Raw genomic sequence first — 22,646 nt, 5'->3', positions numbered from 1 at the left:
TGCCTTGTTTTGAACAATATTAAGAGGAGTATGGTATATGAGTACCCCACTAACAATAAACGGATCTAGCTTAAAGATGGAAGATATGAATGCGGTATTGGCAGGAGAACAAATAACGGTAAATCTCGTCAAGCCGCTTCATCATAACTCGAAGTTTTCATTCCAGTATGAACCGGAACAAAGCCCGTTCAGCGGACCACAGGAGAGCCTGCTGGATTCTCTTAAGGACTATGTACGCTATGACGGTGAGTTATTGCCTGCCGAGACTGGCCTGTTGAGCCTATACCTTCTGTTGAATCATGCTGTCAAATATGATGATGCGCTTAGCGATGAATGGGTGGATCGAGTTTTGTTTTTTGTAAATCATCGTATCGAGCCTTGCTTACATCAAGCAAATAGGACTGAGCTATCCGCCATGAGTGAGCTTTTCTTAATTCTTCATGGGGAAGAGGAGCTGGTCTGTCGCTATCAGGGACAATTGATAACGGTCGGAGATTTGTTCCGGGAGACGGGTTTAAGTAAGCTTTCCTGCACTAAACAAGATACGGCGTTTATTACGAGTCTATGCTGTGTTTCTACAGCTATGGCTGTCTACACGGTTTCCGAGGCTGCTAGATTGACGAAAACCGCCGATATTTGTGTTGCGATGCAGCTTGAAGCGATACGCGGGGAGACGGGAGCCTTCGATTCCCGGCTGCATGAGCTAGGCAGGCCGTATACGAGTCAAATCGAAGTAGCGGATAACGTTAGAAGGCTGATTTCGGGAAGTGAATTTACGACGGAGAGAGGCAGAGAAGCTTTTGGCGGCGACAATGGGCCGCGCTGTCAGGATGCCATTAGTATTCGCGCTGTGCCGCAAACGCATGGAGGTGTCAGAGATACCGTCAGGTGGCTGAAGGAGCAGTTGGACAATGAGATCAACGCCATCCCGGATCAATCAAATCCGTTATTAGGCTATCTATTGGACTTGTTGATTATTGGTTTAATTGATCTGGGCAATATAAGCGAGAGAAGAAGCTTTAGACTTTTGGACAGCAAACTGTCTTATGGTCTGCCGATGAATCTTGTCGGAGAAAATCCCGGCTTTAACCATGGCTTCCCGGTCATTCAGGCCTCCGCTGCAGGTATACTAGGCGAAATGAAATTACTAGCGATACCGAATTCTGCTTTTGCCAAATATGATCCGATTACGAAAAAGTATAGGTGCGCAACGTTTGCATCCTCTATCAAAGTATTGAATGCTGTAGCGTTGCTCAACAAAATTTTGGGAATTGAAATGTACATGGCGGCTCAAGGGATGGATCTGGCAAAAGCGAAGCTTGCGGACTTTGCGTTTGGAGCGGGTTCAAGCGAGGCGCTTCGTACATTCAGAAATTTTGTACAGACGGTAAAAGTGAACCGCTTTGCGTCGCCGGATATGGTAGCTGCAGACAAAGTGGTCTCAGAAGGTGTCGTGTTAAACGCAGTGGAAAATGCGATCGGACAGTTAAGGTAGGTGGCAGGTTATGAAGGATACAGACTTTTATATCGATGGTTATAGCTTAACGGTAGAACATATTATAAAAGCCGGACGCGGGGAATTAGGCGAGGTAGGCTTGAATGCTGAAGCGAGGTCCAGATGCCAGAGCAGCAGGTCGCAGATTGCGAATTGGCTGGGAGCGGATGCTCCTGTTGTATACGGTGTGAATACAGGGCTTGGCAATCTGAAGGATACGGTATTGTCGCCAGAAGAGCATTTGGCTTGGAATAAAACAATTCCCTATCCGCATGCAGTAGGGGTGGGGCAGTATTTGAATCCTGCTATTACAAGAGCCTCGCTGCTTATACGTGCCAACGTATTGAGCCGGGGATACTCCGGTGTGAGGCCTGAGCTGATCGACAGAATGCTGACGATATTTAACCATGGCATCGCCCCGGCAATCCGTGAGCTAGGATCTACAGGGCTCAGCGATCTCGGTCCGCTTGCTCATAACGCGATGGTCGTCAGCGGACTGGAAGACGCGGAAGTGTTCTATAAAGGCAATCAGCTACGTGCTCAAGCGTGCTTTGAAGCGTTGGGCTTGGAGGCTGAATTTCCTCTGGAATGCAAAGAAGCGCTTGCTCAAATGAATGGCTCGACGATGACGCAAGCTATTGCTATCTTTGCGTGCCATAACATGCTGCAATTGCTGGATATTGAACAGCAAATCGAAGGCCTTCTGAGTCGCGAAAGGGAGATTCGTATCGATTCGAAAGACCAAATAAATAGGGCTGTAGAGAGAGCCTTTGGCCTTATTTTGAACACAGTAAACTTTGAAAACAATATTACATGCGATAATCCGCTTCTATTTGTGGTAGAGGACGGTTATGAAGCTGTAATGGGATGTAATTGCAGTAATACGCAGGTAGGCTATACGATGGATTTGCTTACTATCCTCATTGCGGACAAGGCCAACTATGTGATGGAATTCATTAATAGGCTGGATGAGGCGGAAGGGGGAAAACTCAGAGCAATCCGAGAAGCCGCATCGGCAGCAGTGGGGCTTGTACAAACATTATCCCTCCCGGCCAGCGCCGATTCTATTCCTACCAAAGCTAATCAAGAGGATCATGTAGAGTTTAGTTATGGAGCGGCAAGAAAAGCAATGAAGGCATTGGGCGCTTATCAGTCACTATTATCCTATCTCTTTAGTGCAGTGATAAAGATAGAAGCGGCTCACGAGAATGACAGTAAATTAAAAGAGGTATTCCCAGATTTGAATGTTAATAGGACAGCCCCTTCTGCCAGGCTGGCAGCCGGTTTAAATCATTATTTGGGCGAAAAGTTTGATCTGGTACCACTGACATACAGCTAGTGAACAACCATCACCATAAAGATCCACAACCTCACAAGGGTGTGGATTTTTTTCTATTCCTCTCAAGCATTCCCCTTGAAAAAATGAGTCGAGCCATGCTCATGCAAACGGATGAGCTGCATTGCCATATATTTAGGTGAATATTTCATATCATTTTCCAGCCAATACATAATGATCCCTAGATGGGCTGACGTCACATAGCGGACGATAATCTCTCGCGGCATCGTGACATGCTGGTCGTTGGGCTGCGCAATGATGGAGCGGCGGTATAAGGATTCCCGGATGATGCTTTCCATGCGCAACGCGAAACCAGGCAAGCCATTGGGGCCAAGCATAACACGGTAAAATGCGGCATGTTCGGCTATATGCTGGAACTGGCGGATAAAGGAGTCAGGCGGCGTATTCGCATCCTTAACGAAATCATTCACTTCAAATTCAGGCGGCAATTGAAATGCAGCAGCAAATTCGTCTAGCATGCCATCGACCATTTTTCTCAAAAGATCATACTTGTCCTCATAATGCAGATAAAATGTAGCGCGATTGATCTCTGCATATTTCGTAATGTCCCGAACGGTAACGTGATCGAAGCCTTTCTCCTCCATCAACGACAGCAAGGCATCTCGAATAAGATAATGTGTCCGTTTCACACGTGGATCAAGCTGCATGGGCATAGTAGACATTTCATGCTCCTTTGTGCAATGTTTTGGCTTTAGGCAACAGCTTGACTTCCGTTGTTGATAATGCGACATCGGGCTTTAGCATTGTTGGTTGCTGCCTTCTTTTCTTTATTTTAATATAGCTACACATCGACGTTAATGCAACACTGTGTTGATTTGTAGTTATTTAAAAATAAGAAGGAGAGTTTGATGAAATGCCATATGATCAACGAAAAACAACCCTCATTACGATCGCACTGTTGCTCGGACTGTTCCTATCCTCGTTAGACCAGACCATCGTATCGACCGCTATGCCAACGGTAATCAACCAATTAGGCGGCTTTTCGTACTACAGTTGGGTATTTACTGTCTATATGCTGGCTTCGACTACGATGATGCCGATTTACGGCAAATTGGCAGATCTATTAGGCCGCAAGAAGGTCATCCTGACAGGACTGTCCTTATTTCTTGCAGGCTCCGCTTTATGCGGGCTTGCTGGTAATATGTCTGAGCTTATCCTTTTCAGAGGGATCCAAGGCTTGGGAGCAGGCGCGCTCATGCCGATAGCGATGACTATCGTGGCGGATATTTACCCTCCTGATAAAAGAGGAAAGTTTATGGGCTTGCTTGGCGCAGTGGTTGCGATATCCAGCGTTTTTGGACCGGCCATGGGCGGCGTTATTGTGGAGCACTGGAATTGGGGATGGATTTTCTATATGAATCTGCCGATTGGTCTCGTTGCTTTTCTGCTGTTGGCATTGGCAATGAAAGAAAGCAGGGGGACAGAGAAACGGCCAATCGACTGGTTTGGAGCTGTTACGTTGAGTCTTGCCATTGTATCGCTTTTGCTTGCTTTGGTACTTAGCGGCGGCGGTGAGAATGCGGGAACCGGCACGAGTTATGCGTGGAATTCTCCAGAAATAATGGGGCTATTAGGCGGTGGTGCGACTTTGCTTGCTCTGTTCCTATGGATAGAGACGAAGGTGAAGGAACCGATAATTCCGCTGCATCTCTTTAAAATCCGAGCCATCGCTTATGGCAATGCTGTTGGCTTTTTCATGAGTGCTGGCTTGTTTGGAGCAATTGTTTACATTCCGTTATTCGTTCAGGGTGTTATTGGCGTGAAATCGTCAATTGCAGGTTATATATTAACGCCGCTTATGCTTTCGGTTACGATCACATCCATAGTTGGCGGACGTCTAATGAGCAAGTTTTCTTACCGGGCGATATTGATTCCAAGCATGCTGCTCATGACGTTCGGTTTTTTTCTGCTTAGCCGAATAACGGCAGATACGACGCAGACGGAAATCATAATTTATATGATTGTTGCAGGACTTGGAATGGGCGCGGTCTATCCGACTGTTGGCACTGCTGCACAGAATGCGGTCGGCAGCTCATCTAGAGGAGCTGCTACTTCATCCTCACAGTTTTTCCGTTCAATTGGAGGCACTATTGGCGTTAGTGTGTTAGGTAGTCTGCAAGCCAAGCAAATGTCCTCAGGCGTGATGGAGCTGCAGAAGGAGATCGATCTTTTTCCATCGAGCCAATTGCAGCAGGTTGCACATTCTCAGGCATTGCTAGATCCCAGCGTCCGGGCTTCTTTGTCTCCTGAAGGGCTAATCGGTCTGCAACATGTATTTAGCAATGCACTAGCTCATGTATTTCTAGGCGGTATGATGTTTGTTGGAATGGGTTTGATCGCATGTTTCTTTATGGGAGATGCTCGCTTGGTAGAGAAGGATATAAAAGTTCAAAAAAATATATCTTATAAAAATTAATAAATCATCCCTAATTTGTCGATAAAATAGGAGACTAAAATACATCTGGGGGAATTAACGTGGAAAAAAGCTCTAAATCTTTTGTTGCAGCATTATTACTTTGTATATTTTTATCAGGTTTGTCCGGCCATCGTTTCTATGCTGGAAAAGTGGGTACAGCTATCCTGCAGATTATTACTTTAGGCGGATTGGGCATTTGGTGGCTAATCGACCTTATTATGATTATTTCGGGCAAGTTTACGGATAGTGAAGGAAAAGTAATTTCAGCAAACTAATAAATAAAAAAGACACATCCGGCAAACGGGTTGTGTCTTTTTTATTTATTGGCATTTATGGCCACTAGTTATTTGCACTCTTTTCCAAAACATGAACCTCTTTAACGGCTTTTGAGGCCTTCTTGCCGATCTTATAGGATTTAACCAGTTTCATGCCTTTGGTGACTTTAAACAATTTGAATGATTTTAAGGATTTTACTCCTTTGAAAGCTTTAAGTCCGGTTAATGAACCGATACCAACGACACCTTCCAACAGTTGCGTGGCAGAGATCGAGGTTACAACTGCTATAATACTGAGCCATTGTTCTTTGAAAAACGTCCGGGCGTCTTTAGCAAGAAAGAACAGCGCAACTAACTCAATAACATAGAACCATAGAATGTAGTGCGCGATAGCATCAAGCGGCGCTTTAACATCCTTGGAAACCGAAGTGAAGCTTAGAATGGTGACGAATACAATGAATAAAGAAAGAATAAATGAAAAGATTAGATACCACTTTTTAAAATGTTTGAGAGTCATCCACCATTGGCCCCTTCTTTTACATTACAATGAATATCGTTAGTATTGTTTTTATTTTCATTATAAAACATTTTGAGCAAATGTCACCATTGAGGGCAATTGCATCTTTTTATAGTTCTAACCTGCGCAGCAACAAGAAGGCTCTGCCCGTCATGTTTGCCGGGTAGAGCCTTCTTTCGTCTAATCGAGCGAGACTGCTGAGTTAGATCATCGCTTATTTTCTATATTGTAGGTTGGATAGGGTATAAGCGTTTTTGCTCGCGTTGTTCCTCCAGCAAATGCATCATCCGATTTTGGATGCTTAACGTATACGGAGTTGTATAGGCGGGATGGGCCAAGTTTCGTGTCTCCAGAGGGTCATTCGTTAAGTTATACAGCTCATACTCGTCGGGCACCGGTTGTGTTTTCGTTGACGTTGCCCATTCACCAGAGTTTCCAACTGGATGTGTGGTCACATCTTGGACCCTCGGCTGACTCCAAAATTGACTATTATCGAAATAACGGGAAAACTTCCAAATTTCACGTTGTTGTTCTTGATAAAGGGGTGCGATAACGGTCTCGATATGGTTAGGCTGGACAACTGGCGGATAAGGCACTCCCAGCGGATTTTGCTGATGCTGTCCCCGGGTGACATCGTCATCCGTCATGAAGTAAAGGGGCTGATCTGTTAGCGTCTGCTTGCTATTGTCCCGAACGAGCGGGCTAAGGTCACGGCCGACCAACGGACGGGCTTCGCTGAAGCGGGTTTGCAAGCGGCTTTGAATTTCATCCCTATTAATATGGGCTAATCCGAGCATGGTTGGCAGCAAATCCAGATGACTTGTCAGCGCATGCGTATTCTTTTGTTCCGGGAATAGATGTTTATTGTGGATGATCAAAGGGACATGAAGGTACTCTTCATAGGCACAATACCATTTTTGATGCAAATCGCCGTGAGAGCCCAGCAGATCGCCATGATCAGATGTGAAAATGACAATCGTATTCTCGTAAAAGGAAGAGCGGGTAAGCGCCTCAAATACTTTAAGCATTTGCCGGTCTGCATTTTTCTGCAATTGATAGTATAACCGGCGGTAAAAGTACTGATTGCTAATCGGCTGCAAAGCTCTCGGATAGACATCGCGATAGGACGCCTGACAGCGCGGTTTGGTGTTCAGCTGTTCATTCATGGTTGGAGGAGGGGAGACTTCAGGTATCGTTGGATCTACCTCGAATTTGAAAGTAGGCAGCCGGGCTGCAAGGTCGCCATAGAGCGTAATATCATGCGGATTTACAAAGGAAGAGACGATTAGCCACGGCGGGGCTTGATTGTCTTGGGAGTGCCAGTGATCAAGCGCCTCAATGAGCTGCACGGTCTCTGCAGCATACACTTCATCTCTGCCGCTTAATCCGATGGCGGAGGAGGAAGCGGAGTTTCGAGGATTTCTGCCTACGGGATCGGGACCAATCCAACTCGAGAAGCCAAAGTCGTCCAAGCGATTCGCATGGAGATATAATTGTTCCAGCTTCGGATCGGGCACGCCTGTCAGAGGATGGTAACTGGGAACACTTTTGTGAGTGCCAGGAGAAATAATATCTTCATTAGAAATATGCCATTTGCCTTTATAGTAAGTACTGTAGCCCGCCGCGCGGAAATAGTGACCCATTGTGGGCACCGTATTTCGGTTCAGCCAAAACATATCGGAGTCGAACGCCTCTTTCGCTATTCCGACTGTCTGACTGACGCCATGCAATGATGGATACTGGCCTGTAAATAAAGTAGCCCGGCTGGGGCAGCAAGCCGTGCTTCCTATATAATGCCTATGGAATTCCAGGCTATTGGACTTCAACAATTGCTGTGTAACGAGATTTTGTTTGCGCCATGCTCGAAGCTCTTCGCTTTCATAAACAGGCGGATATCGCTCCTCATCGACCATTAGGATAAGGAAGTTGGGTCTTTCCAATTTGCGTGGGGATTCGGAAGCTTGATTCATGTCGGATACACACCCTCTGCCAGGTTTTATTCTAGGCTATGTAGGGAGGCATCTGAACATGATTCGAGACAAACAGAACCCCCAACGGCTTGTTGGGGGTTCTGTTCATGGGGTTATCCCTTAGTCCTCACGGCGCTCGTCATCGCCATCAATGTCAGCGTCATCCACATTTTCTCCAGCCTTGTTGCCAAGAGCTGCACCTACGATGCCGCCTGCAATGGTGCCTACAGGGCCTAAAACGGAACCGACAACAGCGCCTACAGCGCCGCCTCCTACCGTTCCTACAGCTTCTCCAGTATTTGTTTCGTCCTTATCATCGATTCGATCCCGGTCATCATGTTGAGTCATCGATTTACACGTCCTCTCTTTTTTTATGAATGCTAGCTACGTTGTAGCGCAGTCTCGACATCTATATTGCCCTAACCAGTTTGAGGAAATGCATCAATTGAATAAATAAATGAAGTGATTTTGAATCGAAGTCCATTGGCAAACGGCCCTCGATAAGGCGCTGGCGGCATCGATAAATTTGCAATAGAGAATTTGGGCTACTCATGAGGGAGGATTTCAGCCGTTTCTTCTATAATAAGACCCTCTGAGGCCTCTGAGGGCCTTATCGCCTTCAATAACATCGTGTCGGCCGGAGTTAAGACCTCCTGAGGGTCTTAACTCCACTTTTTTTCACCTGGAAAGGCGGATTTCGGCCTTTTTTCTGCAGATAAGACCCTGACAGGGTCTTATCATACCCGCTAGCATGAATTCAACCGGGCTTAAGACCCCGCCAGGGTCTTATTCCTCCGTTTGATCTTATTAGAATGTCCGCAGGGGCATAGGCAGCGTGGCTGCGGTTAGGTTACCCGGCCAGCCTTGTTATTGAATGTGTCTAATGAAAAGGGGAATACTAGCGATCATATGACACAGTAGAAAGAAGGCTTCAACAATGGATAGAGCGAGAACCAATACGACTTGGACCGTAGCTGGCCTGCTGCTTGGCTTGTTTATGGCCGCACTGGACCAGACCATCGTATCTACGGCCATGCCTACTATAGTAGGGGAGTTTGGCGGCTACGAGCAGTTGGTATGGGTGTTTTCTGCCTATATGATTGCAAGCGTCGTAACCACTCCGATTTTCGGAAAGCTGTCAGATATGTACGGCCGCAAACGGTTTTTCCTGTTAGGGCTTGGCATATTTTTGCTTGGTTCTGTCCTATGCGGGATAGCGAACGGCATGACGGAGCTTATCCTATTCCGGGCGCTGCAAGGTATTGGCGGGGGAGCTATTATGCCGCTCTGCTTCGCTGTTATTTTTGACATTTTCCCGATTGAGAAGCGGGGCAGAATGAACGGACTGTTCGGTGCCGTATTTGGCCTGTCGAGTGTATTCGGACCGCTTGCCGGGGCGTTTTTCACCGATTACTGGCATTGGCGCTGGGTGTTTTATATTAACATTCCGTTCGGTATACTGGCTATTTTGTTTATCGTCCTGTTCTATAAAGAGGCTGGCGAGACGAAGAAGCAGGTGATCGACTGGGGTGGCGTTTTACTGCTCGCAGCTACGATTCTGAGTTTGATGTTCGCACTGGAGCTTGGCGGGAAAACGTACGCATGGAATTCCGTGCAGATTATCGGATTGTTTGTCGCATTTGTCGTTCTGCTCGTAATCTTCTTGCTTGTGGAGAGCAGGGTGTCGAATCCGATCATATCGCTGCATTTGTTTAAAAATAAAGTGTTCACCGCCAGCCAAGTCTGCAGCTTTCTGTATGGCGCGATTTTGATTTCAGGCGCGACCTATATTCCTATTTTCGTACAGGGCGTATATGGCGGCTCGGCTAGTTCTGCAGGACAAACGTTGACGCCGATGATGCTGGGGGTCGTGGCAAGCTCTGTGCTTGGAGGCCGTTTTGCCACTAAATTTATGTTCCGCAGCATTATGCTGGTGTCCGCAGCGATTCTCATTATTGCGCTATTCCTCTTAGGCACGATTGATGCCGAGACGCATCGCTGGGTCGTTACGCTGTACATGATTTTTGTAGGCCTCGGAATCGGTGTTTCGTTCGTCATCTTCAATATTGCGACGCTGCACGGTATCAGTCCGGAATATAAAGGCGCTGCAACCTCAATGGTCGTATTTTTCCGGACCATCGGTTCCGCGCTTGGCATTACAATATTTGGTGTCATCCAAACCAGTCGGTTGAAGACAAACATTACGGCCGTGCTTCCCGACCCTTCGATGGCCGAGAAATTCGGCGACCCCCAAGCGCTGCTGAATCCTGCTGTCCGTCAGATGTTCCCGCAAGACGTGCTTCAGAATATGATTGTGGGCTTAGCGGATTCGATCGCCTTTCTGTTCCAATGGAGCATCGCGTTGCCGCTCTTGGCTGTCGTCTTTATTCTGATGCTGGGCCGAGCTAGGGTGCCGCAAGGCGGTTAGGCAGAAGCTTTGAATGATCAAGAGGTAACACGGCGAAAAACCTTTGGGCTCTGCACAAAGGTTTTTCGTTTTTGTTGCACACTATACCCTATAACTTCTCCGGTTTTTCGGCATACTCCCGTAAAATCCAGCCGCAGCGGCTGCAAATAAAAAGAATACGCTCACTTTGAAAATGAGAGGTGATCAGCTTTCCCTTTAACGCGATACGCTGCGTATAGATACCGCCCTCTTGCAGGCTGTGTGCGATCTTGATCTCACTCCCGGGGCAATCCGGACATTCCAGGTTGACTCTGATTTTTTCAACATCCATGGTGTACCTCCCTATCTTGGTGAATATATCAGCCCATTATATGTAGAATTTTCTAATTTCAGTATAGCGATAGGGTGAATGAGCTGGAATAGCAAAAACCCCAACCTTACGAGGTTGAGGTTCTCTTTATTGATGATGGCTAGACAAGCGGGATATCTAACTTACAATGCCCGCATCCGGTTGTTGCGGGGGTTATGCTCAACCTCTGCGAGTCCTAAAGCTTCCATAAGCGGAGGGACATACATGCCGAACCGGCCGCGGAATCCTTTTTTCAGACCATACCAGCCTGCAATCGGATTCTCGGAGGAACGGGCCCAAGCTTCGACCGTACCTTCTTTGGCTGGCTTCTGCTCGTCGGCGCTCCCCAGCTCAATCCAGTCTCCATGCTGCTTGAGCATGTCGTGCAAATCGGCAATACAGCGATAGTCATAATGAAGAACGGTTTTGCCTACCGTGCACACGATAATTTCTTTTCCATCCTTCTCATCCTTATACATTTCGTATGCAGAGGTTCCAGGAGGCGTTTTTAATTGCCATGGATGTTGTTTCGTACCTTGTTCTGCCGACATAGGACGCTCCTTTGTATTTCTTATTTTGTCTTCAATAAAGAATAGCATACGAAGGCGGAGAAAAGACATGAGGAAAGAAGGGTGGCAGAGGGAAGGTGAGATAGATAGAACGGGAGAGATAGAGAAGGTTGGAGAGCGGGGGGAAGTTGAGAATGTTCGGAAAGCTTGAACATTAGGGGAAATGGAAGAAATGGGAAACTCGGCGGGAAGTCAGGAAGGCTGGTTAAGTCAGCGAGGGTACAATATTACAGCTCCAAAGCTTCTCTCGTTATTTTCTGAATATCAACGGGGCAGTTCGGGCTTTCTTTCACGATGTCAGGCAAAATATGCGTTAAAAAATAATCGACGCAGTGAAGCTTGATTTTCTTAATCTTTATAAGCGCCTCACGGTACATAACAACGAATTCCTTCTCCGTGTTGCCTCTTTGCAATTCCGTAAGCGCCTCATACACTTGATCCAGCTTATCAGCTACTTCAAGAATTAACCCTTCGACAGAATCATCTTTGCCTTCACGCAGCTGTCTGCGGAAGATAGGCTTGAATTCCTCCGGGATATTCTCTTCTATAAACATCGCAATCATGCCTTCCTCGACTTGCTGGAGCATGCCGCGCAATTCCATGGAATAATGTTTAACGGGCGTTTTAATATCGCCTATAAATATTTCACCATAATCATGGCTGCTGGTAATCTCGTAGAGCTTTTTCCAGTCGATGACGACGCCATTGCTTTCCTCGATATCCGCCAATGTTTTGGCATACTGGACAACCTTCCAGGAGTGAGCGGATACACTATGCTCTTCAAATTTGAATTTTCCCGGACAGCGGATAATACGTTCAAGATCGTTCAAGGATTGAAAGTACGTGTGAATTCCCATAATATGCAATTCCTTTCGTCGTTGTTGTGTGTGCTGCTGTACAATTCGAGTATAGCTTGGATTTGTTAAGGGATGATAAAGTTGTTTATCGGTTGAAAATAAACTGCACGAATGGTAATATAGGGAAAATTAGTGCGCTGGGAGTGAATGGTGTAATGATTCTCGTTGTTCTTAATCAGTTGATCTAATAACTGAATATAAGAGGTCCAATGAAAGGCGGATGAAGCATTCATAATGCTTGATTTGCTATGTAGTATTGCCTCTTATGATAAAGAACAACAGTTTAATCATACACCGCGATCTCCGCTGCCATAATGAAGAAGCAGGCTGTATGAATAGGATAATGATACCCGTTCATGCTAAAGAGATATGAGGCTGCAGATGAGCTATGTTCATCTGCAGCCTTTTTTGCGTTCTCCAGCTTCATTATGGGAAGCAGATGGTCATTTTTCCCTCCAATGACGTCTGCTTGTTATTTTGTCATGTGACAATATTGATGACAGCAGTCACTAGGGCTGGAAGAAATAGGGCTATATACTTATGTAGATGGTCATATCATTCTTTTGGAGGTAGTGTAATGAGAAAAGGCAATAAACTATCATTATCCTTATTATTATCGCTGGTTATCGTTTTCTCGCTTGTTCAGCCAATGGCTCATGCGGCAAGCAATATGACAGATCGGTTATATGAGGGGCAAGTAGTAGATTTTGATGACACTGACGATGCGGTTTCTGAGGCGCTGCCGATCGGCTTTGATTTTAGCTTTTTTGGAAGTGAGTATGACGAAGCCTATGTGACGACGAACGGCTATCTGATGTTCCATGATCCTGTAGATGCCTATCGGTATGAAGGACCGCTTCCGATTGAAAGACCTAACAACTATATCGCGCCATACTTTACAGATTTGGTTGTGGATAACGCAACGGTTCTATACGCCACAATCGGAGAGGCGCCTAATCGTAAATTTGTCGTGCAATGGACGAATGTGAATCCCATTGATAATGACAACAGCTATGCAACGATTCAAGTGATCTTGTACGAATCAACCGGTGAGGTGCAGTTCCAATACCCTCAGCTTGATTTAGAAGAAGATGAAAACGATAACGGTGAATATCCGCTGTTCAGTCTAAGCGCAAATAATTATAATTTGCTGATTGGACTGCAAGATGGAGAGGCCTATACGAACTATTCGATAGACCAAGCAAATACCGTTGCAGAGGGACAAGCCATTCGCTTTACGCCAAACAGCGAAGACTCTGCTCTCTACACCATCAATGCTAACGCTAATTATGAGTCGTTTGCTCTGACAGCAGATCGTCTGTTGGCAAATCCGCCTGAACAACTGCTTCCTGCTAAAGGGGCTTTGGTTAACGACTCTTTGACATTAAGCTGGAGCAGCGTGCCAGACGCAACGGAATATGTTGTTCTAATCGACAATGATCCGTCATTCCATGATCCAGCGGTTATAGAGGCAGGCTCGGCTACTTCTTATTCATTGGACGATTTGCCGGAAGGCACTTATTACTGGGTAGTATTTGCTGTTGATTCAGACAACGAGAGATATTCCCAATCTTCGGTTTCAAGCTTTACGGTTGTGTATTCTTCCGGACTGGGCTTTATCCAATTGAGCAACATTACACTGGATCGTCCAGTGAGCGAAAGCGTTTATATTTATAACGCGACAGTCCCTCATTCTGTAACGGTTACATCAGCAACTTACACGCCGACCGATAGCAAGGCAACTGCTGTATTAAAGCTGGATGGAGAACCCGTGGACAATCCAATTAGCTTGAAAGTGGGCTCCAACTTAATCAGTCTGGATGTTATCGCACAGAATGGTCACGTACAGACGTATGAGTTTCATATTACACGCCTCGCTGAATCGACTACGGGCGGCGGCAATGGCGGTAACGGAGGTAATGGCGGCAACGGCGGCGGTCCAGTCGCAACACCATCCCCAACGCCTAAACCAACGCCAACCCCACAGCCCGGGACAGAAGGTTCGGTATTTAAAGGCAGTATTCAATATGACCAATGGAAAGAGGACTTGAACAAAAAGGTAAAGGAAGCTAATTCCGGTTCAGCTCCTGCTCCATTATCGGACATTGCAAACCATTGGAGTAAGGATGCAATTATTCTCTTCACGAAGCTTGGCTTTGTAGCAGGCTACGAAGATGGCAGCTTCCGTCCGGATGCAAGTATTACTCGTGCAGAGTTTGCTAAGATTGTGGCACAGATATTCAATCTTCAAACGGCTAGTAACGCTGCAGGATTCAGCGATACAGGCAGCCACTGGGCGAAAGCCGCAATCGATGCGCTGGCTTCGAACGGTATCATTACCGGCTACAATGATGGAAGCTTTAAACCAAACCAGACCATCACCCGTGCGGAGATTGTCGCTATAATCAGCCGGATTGTCGATTTGGACAAAGCATCTGGCGGTAAAGACAAAGGATTTACCGATACGAACGGTTCCTGGAACGAAGCGCAGATTAAAGCAGCTGCAGCAGCAGGAATCGTACAAGGACGTTCCGATGGCAAGTTCCAGCCGAACGTGAATTCCACTAGAGCCGAAGCGCTTACGATCTTGCTCAGAGTTCTAGACTTGGATCCGCAGATTAAAGCTTTGCTCGAGGCATTGAAATAATTAAATAGGATGAAGAGCTCTGCGAGATAACCGCAGAGCTCTTCTTTCATTGCTTTTGTCGAATCTATTTCATCAGACCTGTCATCAATCGCTTATAATGAATGAATACATATCGAATCGACACGAGCCAATTGGGGGAGAGCGCAAATGTTCGAGTTGCCGGGTTATCAAACCGAGGAAACCATGGGGAAATATGAGGATGTGAGTCTCTATCGGCTTACACGGGTCCGGGACGGCCTGCGTCTCTTGGCCAAAACAACAAGCCATGAATATCCTGGTACGGCTGCAATCGACAGCTTCCGCCAAGAGTTCGAACTGCTCACGCGATTGAACGGCAGCGGGACGGTTCAGCCTTTCCAATTTGAAATCTTCAAAGGACGGCCGGTACTTCTTATCCGGGATAACGGAGCCATTACGCTCGATCGCTTCTTGAGGGATCGCAGAGAGGTCACGCTATTATTGCTGCTTGAAATGGCGGTGGGGCTTGCCGATTGTCTTTTTCGGGTTCACCGCGAGCGCATTATTCATTACGGACTGATCCCGGGTCATATTCTCATTCATCCCGATACAGGTTTGGCTGAACTGCTGGAGCTCAGAAATTGCTCGGTGATGAGGGCAGACTCATCAGCCAATCCGCCAACAAGCCACGCCGATTCCCGGCTAGCTTATCTATCGCCGGAACAGACGGGCAGAACAGGGATTGAGGCGGACTATCGCAGCGATTATTACGCTTTCGGCGTTATTTTATATGAATGGTTTACGGGCAGCTTGCCCTTTATTGGGGATACGGCTGCGGATATGATCTATGCTCATATCGCGCTTACGCCGGAGCCTGCTAGCAGCCGGAACCTTGATCTTCCGGTCGGCATCTCAGATATTATCGGAAAATGCTTGGAAAAAATGCCAGAAGCCCGATATGCCAGCGCTCTTGGCATCAAGTCAGATTTGGAGCGGTGCCTATGCTTATGGAGAGAGCACGGCGAGATCAAATCTTTTCCCCTTGCGAGTCAGGATATTCCTGAGCAATGGAAGTTTGGCGAGCGTCTATACGGGCGCGATGAGGAACAGCAAATGCTGCATGAGGCGCTCCGTCTTGCATCGGATGGGACGACCGCCATGGTTCGGATTGGCGGTAATGGCGGGATCGGAAAAACCTTTTTGGTTCAGCAGACGTTAAAGCAAATCTTGCCGGAGGGCAGCTTTTTCGCTGACAGCAAGTTTAACTCCGGCCAGGTTGCTTCTCCTTATGAGATGTGGGTTGAGGCCATAGGCAAGCTGACGGATCAGCTGCTGACAGAAAATGAACTGCAATCTGAAATTTGGAAGCTGCGCATATTGGATGCGTTAGAAGGCTATGGGAAACTGCTGGTTGAGCGGGTACCCCGATTAGAGCTTTTGATCGGCCCGCAGCAGGAAGTGCCGCCGCTTGCTCCAGCGGAAGCACAGCAACGATTTCATTTGCTGCTCAATCGGTTTATATCGTTGTTCTCGCAGAGAGGGCGGCCGCTCGTTTTGTTCTTTGACGATCTCCAGTGGGCAGATGAAGCATCGCTGCATTATCTTGCCCAATTGCTTAGTGATCAGCGTAACTCCAAATACCTGCTGGTCATCGGGGCGCTGAGGGATACGGAAATAAGCCCCCAGCATCCGGCAGCAAGGTTCGAAGCTCAACTACAGGGCTTGCCGCTTACGATTAAGCGAATTGAACTAGAGGCGCTAGAGATGCCTGACCTGCTGCTCATGCTGCAGGATACGATGCATGCACAGCCGGGTACAGTGCAGCAGCTCGCCGATATTCTCATGCAGAAAATGGCAGGAAGTCCTTTTTTCATCAAGCAGTTTCTTCAGGATTTGTTCAGTGGCGGCTTTCTGACATTTCACCCGGGGAGTCGAAGCTGGCAATGGGACATGCAGCGTATTTACGAGATGCATATATCCGATGACATGGCCACTTATCTCTCCGTTAAGTTGAAGCACTTGCCAGAAGCTATGGTGCTCGCTTTAAGCAGGGCTGCTTATTTGGGAAGCAGCTTCCATGAAGCGGCATTGATTCCGATAACCGGGCTCTCCAAAGACTCCTTGCATGAAGCGTTGGAGCTTGCTGTAAACGAGTCTTTGCTGCGAAAGGTTGTAGAAGCCGGGAACAACCGTTACCGGTTTCAGCATGACCGTATTCAGCAAGCTGCCTTCGAACTGGTGATTCCAGATCAACGTCCTATGCTGCATTGGCAGATTGGCTGGTTCATTGCGGATCAGGGTGGGGAGATCTATGAGGCGGTTAACCACCTCAACCAGGCATGGGAGCATGTCGGCAACGAAAATCCGGGGCAGCGGAAGCAAATAGCGGAGTTGAATTTGCGGGCAGGCATAAAGGCGAAGCAAGCGAATGCGTATGAAACAGCGCGGGGCTATTTTCGCATGGCTACCCGATTATTGGACGATAACTGCTGGGAGGACGACTACGGTCTGGCCTTTCAGAGCTACAAGGAAAGATCCGAATCGGAGTATTTATGCGGTCAATACGAAACGGCGCAGCAATTGTTCGAGATGCTGCTCGAACGTTCGGGAACTCCGCTCGATAAAGTGTTTGTCTATACGATGATGCTTCAACTGGAATCGAACAAGGACAATTACGAAGGGGTGCTTCGGCTAGGCGAGAAGGCATTGGATCAGCTCGGTATTCCTTATCAATTCCAGCCAAGCAAGCTTAAGCTGGCGATGCAATTGATGCGTGTGCGGCGTAAGCTGCAGGGCCGTTCTCCCGAGTCGCTGCTGCGCCTGCCGCCGATGGAAGATGAAGCACTGCAAGCAGCTATGACCGTGTTAGTCCATGTAGGCAACGCATGCTTTATGTTTGCGAGAAACGGCTGGGTTTCCACTTCTTTGACAATGATTGAGATGACGCTGGACTACGGAATTGCTCCCGAGTCATCCATCGCTTGTGTCGGTTATGCGATGCTGCTTTGTTTTCAATTCCAGAAGCATAAAGCAGCGTATGACTGGGGGATGCTTGCGCTTGCGATTTCCAAACCTTATCCGGTTCTGTATACAAAAACATTAAGCTCGTTTTCGCTTTGCTTTGATAGCTGGCGAAAGTACGATCCTCAATTTATGGATAACTTTTCGGCTTATGCTGGAAAAATAGGTTTGGAGTCCGGAGACTTGTGGCTTAGCAATCAAAGCGTCATTGTAAATTGCGGTTTAATGCTTCAATATGGCTACCCGCTCCGTGATATTTACGACAAGCTCGTTGCTCTATTCCCCGATTTGGAGAAGCATAGGGGCAGCCTGTTATGGATGCAGGCAAGTGTTCTTGCTAGAATGAGTTCTGCACTAACGGATTATTCGGTACCGCATGATCCGTTCAGGGGCGAAGATGCGTTTACTGAGCATGGTCATCAGGAGCAGCTTATACAAATTACGGCGAGTATCTATCACTATATTACCGCTTATTTTTTCGAAAACTACGAGGAAGCCGAACGGCACTTGGATGTGGCCGAAGCCATCCAACGAGAATTAAAAGAAGAAAATTTCAATGCATCGATGTTTATGATGTTTCAAAGTCTCACTTGGTCCATGCTCTATGACAGCGTGTCGAAGCAGCGGCAGCGGAGTTATCTATCTCGAATGCGCAAAAACCTGGCTCAACTGAAAAAGTATACCTTCTCTTGCCCGGAAAATTACCGGCATAAATATTTGATCGTGAAAGCCGAGATTGCTCGCATTGTGCAGAAAGACTCCCTGGCGGAGGAACTCTACGAAGAGGCGCTCGACGATGCCCGACTTCATGGACATGTTCATAATGGAGCCATTATTGCCGAATGCTATGCGAAGTACGGATTGAACCGCGGGAAGCACCGGCTAGCCCAATTTTATATGGCGGAAGCCTATGAAGCGTATGGGCAGTGGGGAGCGGAAGCGAAACGATCTCATATGGAAGAAAAGTATGGCTACCTGTTGAATTTGAATCTGAACTCAGGTATGGAACAGGTGGATTACTTGTCGGTCGTCATGGCTGCCCAAGCTCTCTCTAGTGAAATGGAGATGCCTAGCCTTCTTAAGACGCTCTTGGGTATTATGCTCCGGAATGCAGGGGCGGAGTTTGGTGCGCTTATATTCGAGAATGATTCCTCATGGGCAGTAGAAGCCTGCGGCACAGAGGAGGAATTAATCGTTCAGACGATTCCTCTCGAAGACGCCGTCGACATTTTACCGCTTTCGGTGGTCGGCTATACGGCTAGAACACAAGAGGAGGTTGTCCTGCATAATGCAACGGAAGAGGGCATGTTTATACGCAATCATTACGTACGGGAGAAAAAGCTAAGATCGGTATTATGCTTGCCTATCATTCATCAGAATAAGCTGATCTGTCTGCTTTATATGGAAAATAATCTTTCTCCCGGCGTGTTTACGTCGGAACGGTTGAGCTTGTTGAAGCTCTTATGTGCCCAGTGTGCCATTTCGATAGAGAACGCAAGGCTATACTCCGGCATTCAAATGCTGAAGCTTAATCTGGAAGAGCAGGTAGAGGAACGGACAAGAAGTCTTCGGCAGTCGATGAGCGAGACCTCTGCCGCACTGGCCGAGATGTCTGTCTATGCAGAGCGGAATCGGATTGCGCAAGAAATTCATGATGTGGTAGGCCATGGACTGACTTCGACAATTTTGCAGATTGAGGCAGGGAAGCGTCTTCTTCATAAGGAAGACAAGGAGGGCGCGGTGTTGAGGCTGCAAGGCGCCCAGGATTTAATTCGTCATAGTCTGAACGAAATTCGCGGATCGGTCCATATGCTGCGTGAAGGGCAGGATTTCAATCTTGTGCAAGCGATGGACAAGCTGATCCGCGACACCGGAGTTGCTGTGGAAACCGAAATCGTAGAGGTTCCCGCTATATCCCTGGCTCATAAAAAAGTGTTCTACCACGCTTTGCAGGAGGGACTTACGAATGGCATCCGGCACGGAGGGAGCAAGGCATTTCGTTTTACTTTGCAGCATGATCATGCCAAGCTCTATTTTCTACTGAAAGACAACGGAATTGGCGCGGATCATGTCGTTATGGGTTTCGGACTGCAGACGATGAAGGAGCGCGTAGAGCAATTAGGCGGTAGACTCCAGATTCAGTCGAAACCCTCTGAGGGCTGCATTCTTACCATTGAATTGCCTTATTCGAGCTATAAGACAGGAGATAAAGGATGAAACCGATAACAATCATAGTTGCGGATGATCAAATGCTCACCCGGGAAGGGCTTCGAACCATACTGGATTTGGAAGAAGATATGGCAGTAGTAGGCACGGCAACGAATGGACAGGAGGCTTGCGAGCTGGTAGAGCAGCTTCGTCCGGATTTGGTGCTGATGGATATCCGCATGCCGGTGATGAACGGAATTGACGCCTTGAAGCGAATTAGGATGAGCTGTCCGGAGACGGCTGTACTTATTCTTACGACCTTCCTTGATGATGAATATATTATCGAAGGGATGGCATCCGGTGCGAAAGGCTACATTCTAAAAGACATGGAAGGCGACAAAATGATTGCCTCTATTCGCGATACAGCCTCTGGTCAATTTGTTCTGCCTTCGGTTGTTGCCGCAAAACTGGCGGCCAAATTGAATGAAGTGACGTCCAATTTCGAGCAGTGGCAAAGCTTCTCTAAGTCGCAAGTAGGTCATGTGAAGCTGACGGAGCGGGAGAAAGAAGTTGCAGCACTTATTATCCGGGGTCTCAGCAACCGCGAGATCGCGGAGGTGCTTCATGTCGCTGAAGGAACGGCGCGTAATTATATAAGCAACTTGTATGGGAAAATGGAGGTTAGCGACAGGGCGCAGGCCATTATCCGCCTGCAGGATCTGTTATGATAGAATCGTATTGAACATGGAACACCCGATGTTACACGCGGGTGTTTTTGCTATGAGAACAACGCGTCCTGACAAGGATTTTAGGTAATTTTGTCGAATGATAGACGAATCGGAAAAAGGGAGGCGCGCAGTCGTGGATACAAGACAATGGATGGCGATATTGCTATGTTTCGCGACGGCGCTCATGTTGTTCGTTTCTTTTCTATCCTATCGGAAACGTCACCTGCAGGTGGCGCGGACGATGATCTATATGATGGTAGCAGCGTCCTGCTATGCAATCGGCTATGCGTTCGAAATTACAGGCGAAAGTCTGAACAGCGTGAAGCTGTCGCTGCAGCTCGAATACTTGGGCATTCCGTTCGTCTCCGCATTTTGGCTGCTGCTCGTTATTCAGTTTACCGGCCTGGCCGTTCGTTACCGGAAGTGGCTTGCGGTACTTCTCTTTATTGTCCCCACAGTGACATTCGTGCTCCATCTCACTAATGACTGGCATCATTGGATATATGAAGAGTACATCTTGAACATGGACGGTACGGTGCCCCTGTACAACACGGTCAAGGGACCTTGGTATGCGGTGCACGCGGTCTATAACTATACGATTCTGCTGCTTGGCATTCTGCTGTTTGTACCGATGTATCTGCGGGCCATGCCGATTGTCCGGAAGCAGATTCTCGTTCTTATTTTAGGGGCGGCAGCGCCAATGCTGTTCAATATCGGTTATATGTTCAGTAAAGTGATTGATTTTACGCCTTTTGGCTTCGCGGTATCGGGACTTGTCTATGCTTGGGGGATCTTCCGTATCCGGCTGCTTCGCTTAACCCCGCTTGCCTATGCCAAAATGTTCGATACGATTCGCGATGGCGTCATTCTGTTGGACTATGAAGGGCAAATCGTCAACCATAACCGCGCCGCTGAAGAAGTATTTCCAGAGCTGGAATGGGCCAAAAGCTTTCCTTTATCCGGCAAAGATATGCTGTCTGCTTGTCCGGAACTGGTTGAACGGATCGCAGCAGCAGATTTTCAGGATGAGCGGTTTGCTCTTCAGCGTGTGCTGGAAGATCGGATGCGGCATTATATTTGCAGCTTGACCTATATTTACGATACGGGTACGTCTCCTATCGGGAAAATGCTGATGTTCAACGACATTACCGAGTTGAAAGAGAATGAAGAGCGGCTGCGCGAGAAATCACAGCGGCTGTCGCAGCTGAACGCTTTTAAAGATAAGCTGTTTACCGTAATGGCTCATGATATCCGCGATCCGATCGCACTGCTTGTAAGCTTGACTGAGCTGCTAGGTGAAGAGCCAACAGATACGGACATTGCGAAGGCGGAAGTGTTTCAAGAGATCAGGCGGCAAGTTCGCGGCACCCATCACCTCGTAGATAATCTGCTGGACTGGTATCGCAGCCAGAATGGAGAGGTAGCTTTTCGTCCGCTTTCTTGGAATTTGCAGCAGGTCGTCCGGCAAGCGCTGTCGTTAGCCGGGGCGAGGGCTGGGATGAAGAAGATAAGCATCACAGAGCGCATAGATGATAAGCTCACAGTAAATGCGGATAAAGAGATGCTTGATCTTATTTTCCGGAATTTATTGTCCAATGCAATTAAGTATTCCGGTATCGAAGGAAGCATTGAGGTAGATGCATTTAATAATGGTGAACTAGTGACAGTGTCCGTGAGCGATAATGGAATCGGGATTGATGAAAGAACGGCAGAACTGCTGCGCCATGATGAGATGTTCTTCAAGGAGCCTGGATTTGCGAGCGGAGAAGAAGGGGGAGAGATGCGATTCGGACTCGTATTGACCCGTGAGTTTCTCCGTATGCACGGCGGCAGTTTGCGCTTTGAGAGCTTGCCTGGAAAAGGCACGACATTTATATTTACCCTCCCGGGATCGGCCGGCGGCGGAGGGAACGAGAGAAAAGCGGGGTGAAA

Annotated in this window: 16 protein-coding genes; 9 read left to right on the top strand and 7 right to left on the bottom strand. The window is 47.5% G+C overall.

Annotation, left to right across the window (positions count from 1 at the left end; all coding sequences use genetic code 11):
• The first annotated feature begins 37 nt into the window (after positions 1–37).
• Positions 38–1,495: an aromatic amino acid lyase gene (locus IEX98_RS11160; protein ID WP_188889201.1), complete on the top strand. Its 1,458-nt coding sequence runs from the start codon at positions 38–40 to the stop codon at positions 1,493–1,495.
• A gap of 10 nt (positions 1,496–1,505) precedes the next feature.
• Positions 1,506–2,834, top strand: a complete 1,329-nt coding sequence (locus IEX98_RS11155) for an aromatic amino acid ammonia-lyase (RefSeq protein ID WP_188889199.1) — start codon at positions 1,506–1,508, stop codon at positions 2,832–2,834.
• Between the two features lie 62 nt (positions 2,835–2,896).
• Here IEX98_RS11155 and IEX98_RS11150 read toward each other — a convergent pair whose 3' ends face one another.
• Positions 2,897–3,514, bottom strand: coding sequence for a TetR/AcrR family transcriptional regulator (locus tag IEX98_RS11150; protein ID WP_188889197.1), 618 nt, complete (start codon positions 3,512–3,514; stop codon positions 2,897–2,899).
• A gap of 191 nt (positions 3,515–3,705) precedes the next feature.
• Here IEX98_RS11150 and IEX98_RS11145 point away from each other — a divergent pair, with 191 nt between their 5' ends.
• Both IEX98_RS11145 and IEX98_RS11140 read left to right on the top strand, forming a co-directional pair.
• On the top strand, positions 3,706–5,268 hold the full coding sequence (locus IEX98_RS11145; protein ID WP_188889195.1) for an MDR family MFS transporter: 1,563 nt from the start codon (positions 3,706–3,708) through the stop codon (positions 5,266–5,268).
• 59 nt (positions 5,269–5,327) lie between these two features.
• Complete coding sequence (locus tag IEX98_RS11140) at positions 5,328–5,543, top strand: TM2 domain-containing protein (RefSeq protein WP_188889193.1); 216 nt, start codon at positions 5,328–5,330, stop codon at positions 5,541–5,543.
• A 64-nt stretch (positions 5,544–5,607) separates the two neighbouring features.
• On the opposite strand, the gene IEX98_RS11135 is transcribed toward IEX98_RS11140, so the two are convergent.
• The 3 genes from IEX98_RS11135 to IEX98_RS11125 form a co-directional block, all read right to left on the bottom strand.
• On the bottom strand, positions 5,608–6,060 hold the full coding sequence (locus IEX98_RS11135) for an ion transporter (RefSeq protein WP_188889191.1): 453 nt from the start codon (positions 6,058–6,060) through the stop codon (positions 5,608–5,610).
• A gap of 221 nt (positions 6,061–6,281) precedes the next feature.
• Positions 6,282–8,030, bottom strand: coding sequence for a sulfatase-like hydrolase/transferase (locus IEX98_RS11130; RefSeq protein ID WP_188889190.1), 1,749 nt, complete (start codon positions 8,028–8,030; stop codon positions 6,282–6,284).
• Between the two features lie 120 nt (positions 8,031–8,150).
• Positions 8,151–8,378, bottom strand: coding sequence for a glycine zipper domain-containing protein (locus tag IEX98_RS11125; protein ID WP_188889188.1), 228 nt, complete (start codon positions 8,376–8,378; stop codon positions 8,151–8,153).
• A gap of 589 nt (positions 8,379–8,967) precedes the next feature.
• Here IEX98_RS11125 and IEX98_RS11120 point away from each other — a divergent pair.
• Positions 8,968–10,458 carry an MDR family MFS transporter gene (locus IEX98_RS11120; RefSeq protein ID WP_188889186.1) on the top strand — a complete coding sequence of 497 codons (1,491 nt, stop codon included), beginning with the start codon at positions 8,968–8,970 and terminating at the stop codon, positions 10,456–10,458.
• A gap of 88 nt (positions 10,459–10,546) precedes the next feature.
• Here the strand turns inward: IEX98_RS11120 and IEX98_RS11115 are convergent, their stop codons facing one another.
• The 3 genes from IEX98_RS11115 to IEX98_RS11105 all read right to left on the bottom strand — a co-directional run bounded on the left by IEX98_RS11115 (position 10,547) and on the right by IEX98_RS11105 (position 12,212).
• Complete coding sequence (locus IEX98_RS11115; protein WP_188889183.1) at positions 10,547–10,768, bottom strand: hypothetical protein; 222 nt, start codon at positions 10,766–10,768, stop codon at positions 10,547–10,549.
• A 161-nt stretch (positions 10,769–10,929) separates the two neighbouring features.
• A complete protein-coding gene (locus IEX98_RS11110) occupies positions 10,930–11,337 on the bottom strand; it encodes a DUF6855 family protein (protein WP_188889181.1) in 408 nt (135 codons plus the stop codon).
• A 245-nt stretch (positions 11,338–11,582) separates the two neighbouring features.
• Positions 11,583–12,212, bottom strand: coding sequence for a YfbR-like 5'-deoxynucleotidase (locus IEX98_RS11105; RefSeq protein ID WP_188889179.1), 630 nt, complete (start codon positions 12,210–12,212; stop codon positions 11,583–11,585).
• Positions 12,213–12,789: 577 nt separating this feature from the next.
• Between IEX98_RS11105 and IEX98_RS11100 the strand changes: the two genes are divergently transcribed.
• The 4 genes from IEX98_RS11100 to IEX98_RS11085 all read left to right on the top strand — a co-directional run bounded on the left by IEX98_RS11100 (position 12,790) and on the right by IEX98_RS11085 (position 22,644).
• Entirely contained in the window at positions 12,790–14,859 is a 2,070-nt protein-coding gene (locus tag IEX98_RS11100) for an S-layer homology domain-containing protein (protein WP_188889178.1), read from the top strand.
• Positions 14,860–15,006: 147 nt separating this feature from the next.
• Entirely contained in the window at positions 15,007–20,055 is a 5,049-nt protein-coding gene (locus IEX98_RS11095; RefSeq protein WP_188889176.1) for an AAA family ATPase, read from the top strand.
• Positions 20,052–20,714, top strand: coding sequence for a response regulator transcription factor (locus IEX98_RS11090; RefSeq protein WP_188889174.1), 663 nt, complete (start codon positions 20,052–20,054; stop codon positions 20,712–20,714). Before IEX98_RS11095 ends, IEX98_RS11090 begins: the two co-directional genes overlap by 4 nt.
• A 133-nt stretch (positions 20,715–20,847) precedes the next feature.
• Entirely contained in the window at positions 20,848–22,644 is a 1,797-nt protein-coding gene (locus IEX98_RS11085; RefSeq protein WP_188889172.1) for a sensor histidine kinase, read from the top strand.
• Positions 22,645–22,646: the final 2 nt, after the last annotated feature.

It is taken from the genome of Paenibacillus radicis (ex Gao et al. 2016) (assembly GCF_014641555.1).
GTDB lineage: Bacteria > Bacillota > Bacilli > Paenibacillales > Paenibacillaceae > Pristimantibacillus > Pristimantibacillus radicis.
Note: the sequence above shows the minus strand (reverse complement) of the source record. Positions and strands in the feature narration are given on the sequence as shown.

What these genes read in the sequence shown, in the direction of transcription:
- IEX98_RS11160 (WP_188889201.1), top strand. Translation starts at nt 38, where the DNA reads ATGAGTACCCCACTAACAATAAACGGATCTAGCTTAAAGATGGAAGAT.
- IEX98_RS11155 (WP_188889199.1), top strand. Translation starts at nt 1,506, where the DNA reads ATGAAGGATACAGACTTTTATATCGATGGTTATAGCTTAACGGTAGAA.
- IEX98_RS11150 (WP_188889197.1), bottom strand. Translation starts at nt 3,514, where the DNA reads ATGTCTACTATGCCCATGCAGCTTGATCCACGTGTGAAACGGACACAT.
- IEX98_RS11145 (WP_188889195.1), top strand. Translation starts at nt 3,706, where the DNA reads ATGCCATATGATCAACGAAAAACAACCCTCATTACGATCGCACTGTTG.
- IEX98_RS11135 (WP_188889191.1), bottom strand. Translation starts at nt 6,060, where the DNA reads ATGACTCTCAAACATTTTAAAAAGTGGTATCTAATCTTTTCATTTATT.
- IEX98_RS11130 (WP_188889190.1), bottom strand. Translation starts at nt 8,030, where the DNA reads ATGAATCAAGCTTCCGAATCCCCACGCAAATTGGAAAGACCCAACTTC.
- IEX98_RS11125 (WP_188889188.1), bottom strand. Translation starts at nt 8,378, where the DNA reads ATGACTCAACATGATGACCGGGATCGAATCGATGATAAGGACGAAACA.
- IEX98_RS11120 (WP_188889186.1), top strand. Translation starts at nt 8,968, where the DNA reads ATGGATAGAGCGAGAACCAATACGACTTGGACCGTAGCTGGCCTGCTG.
- IEX98_RS11115 (WP_188889183.1), bottom strand. Translation starts at nt 10,768, where the DNA reads ATGGATGTTGAAAAAATCAGAGTCAACCTGGAATGTCCGGATTGCCCC.
- IEX98_RS11110 (WP_188889181.1), bottom strand. Translation starts at nt 11,337, where the DNA reads ATGTCGGCAGAACAAGGTACGAAACAACATCCATGGCAATTAAAAACG.
- IEX98_RS11105 (WP_188889179.1), bottom strand. Translation starts at nt 12,212, where the DNA reads ATGGGAATTCACACGTACTTTCAATCCTTGAACGATCTTGAACGTATT.
- IEX98_RS11100 (WP_188889178.1), top strand. Translation starts at nt 12,790, where the DNA reads ATGAGAAAAGGCAATAAACTATCATTATCCTTATTATTATCGCTGGTT.
- IEX98_RS11095 (WP_188889176.1), top strand. Translation starts at nt 15,007, where the DNA reads ATGTTCGAGTTGCCGGGTTATCAAACCGAGGAAACCATGGGGAAATAT.
- IEX98_RS11090 (WP_188889174.1), top strand. Translation starts at nt 20,052, where the DNA reads ATGAAACCGATAACAATCATAGTTGCGGATGATCAAATGCTCACCCGG.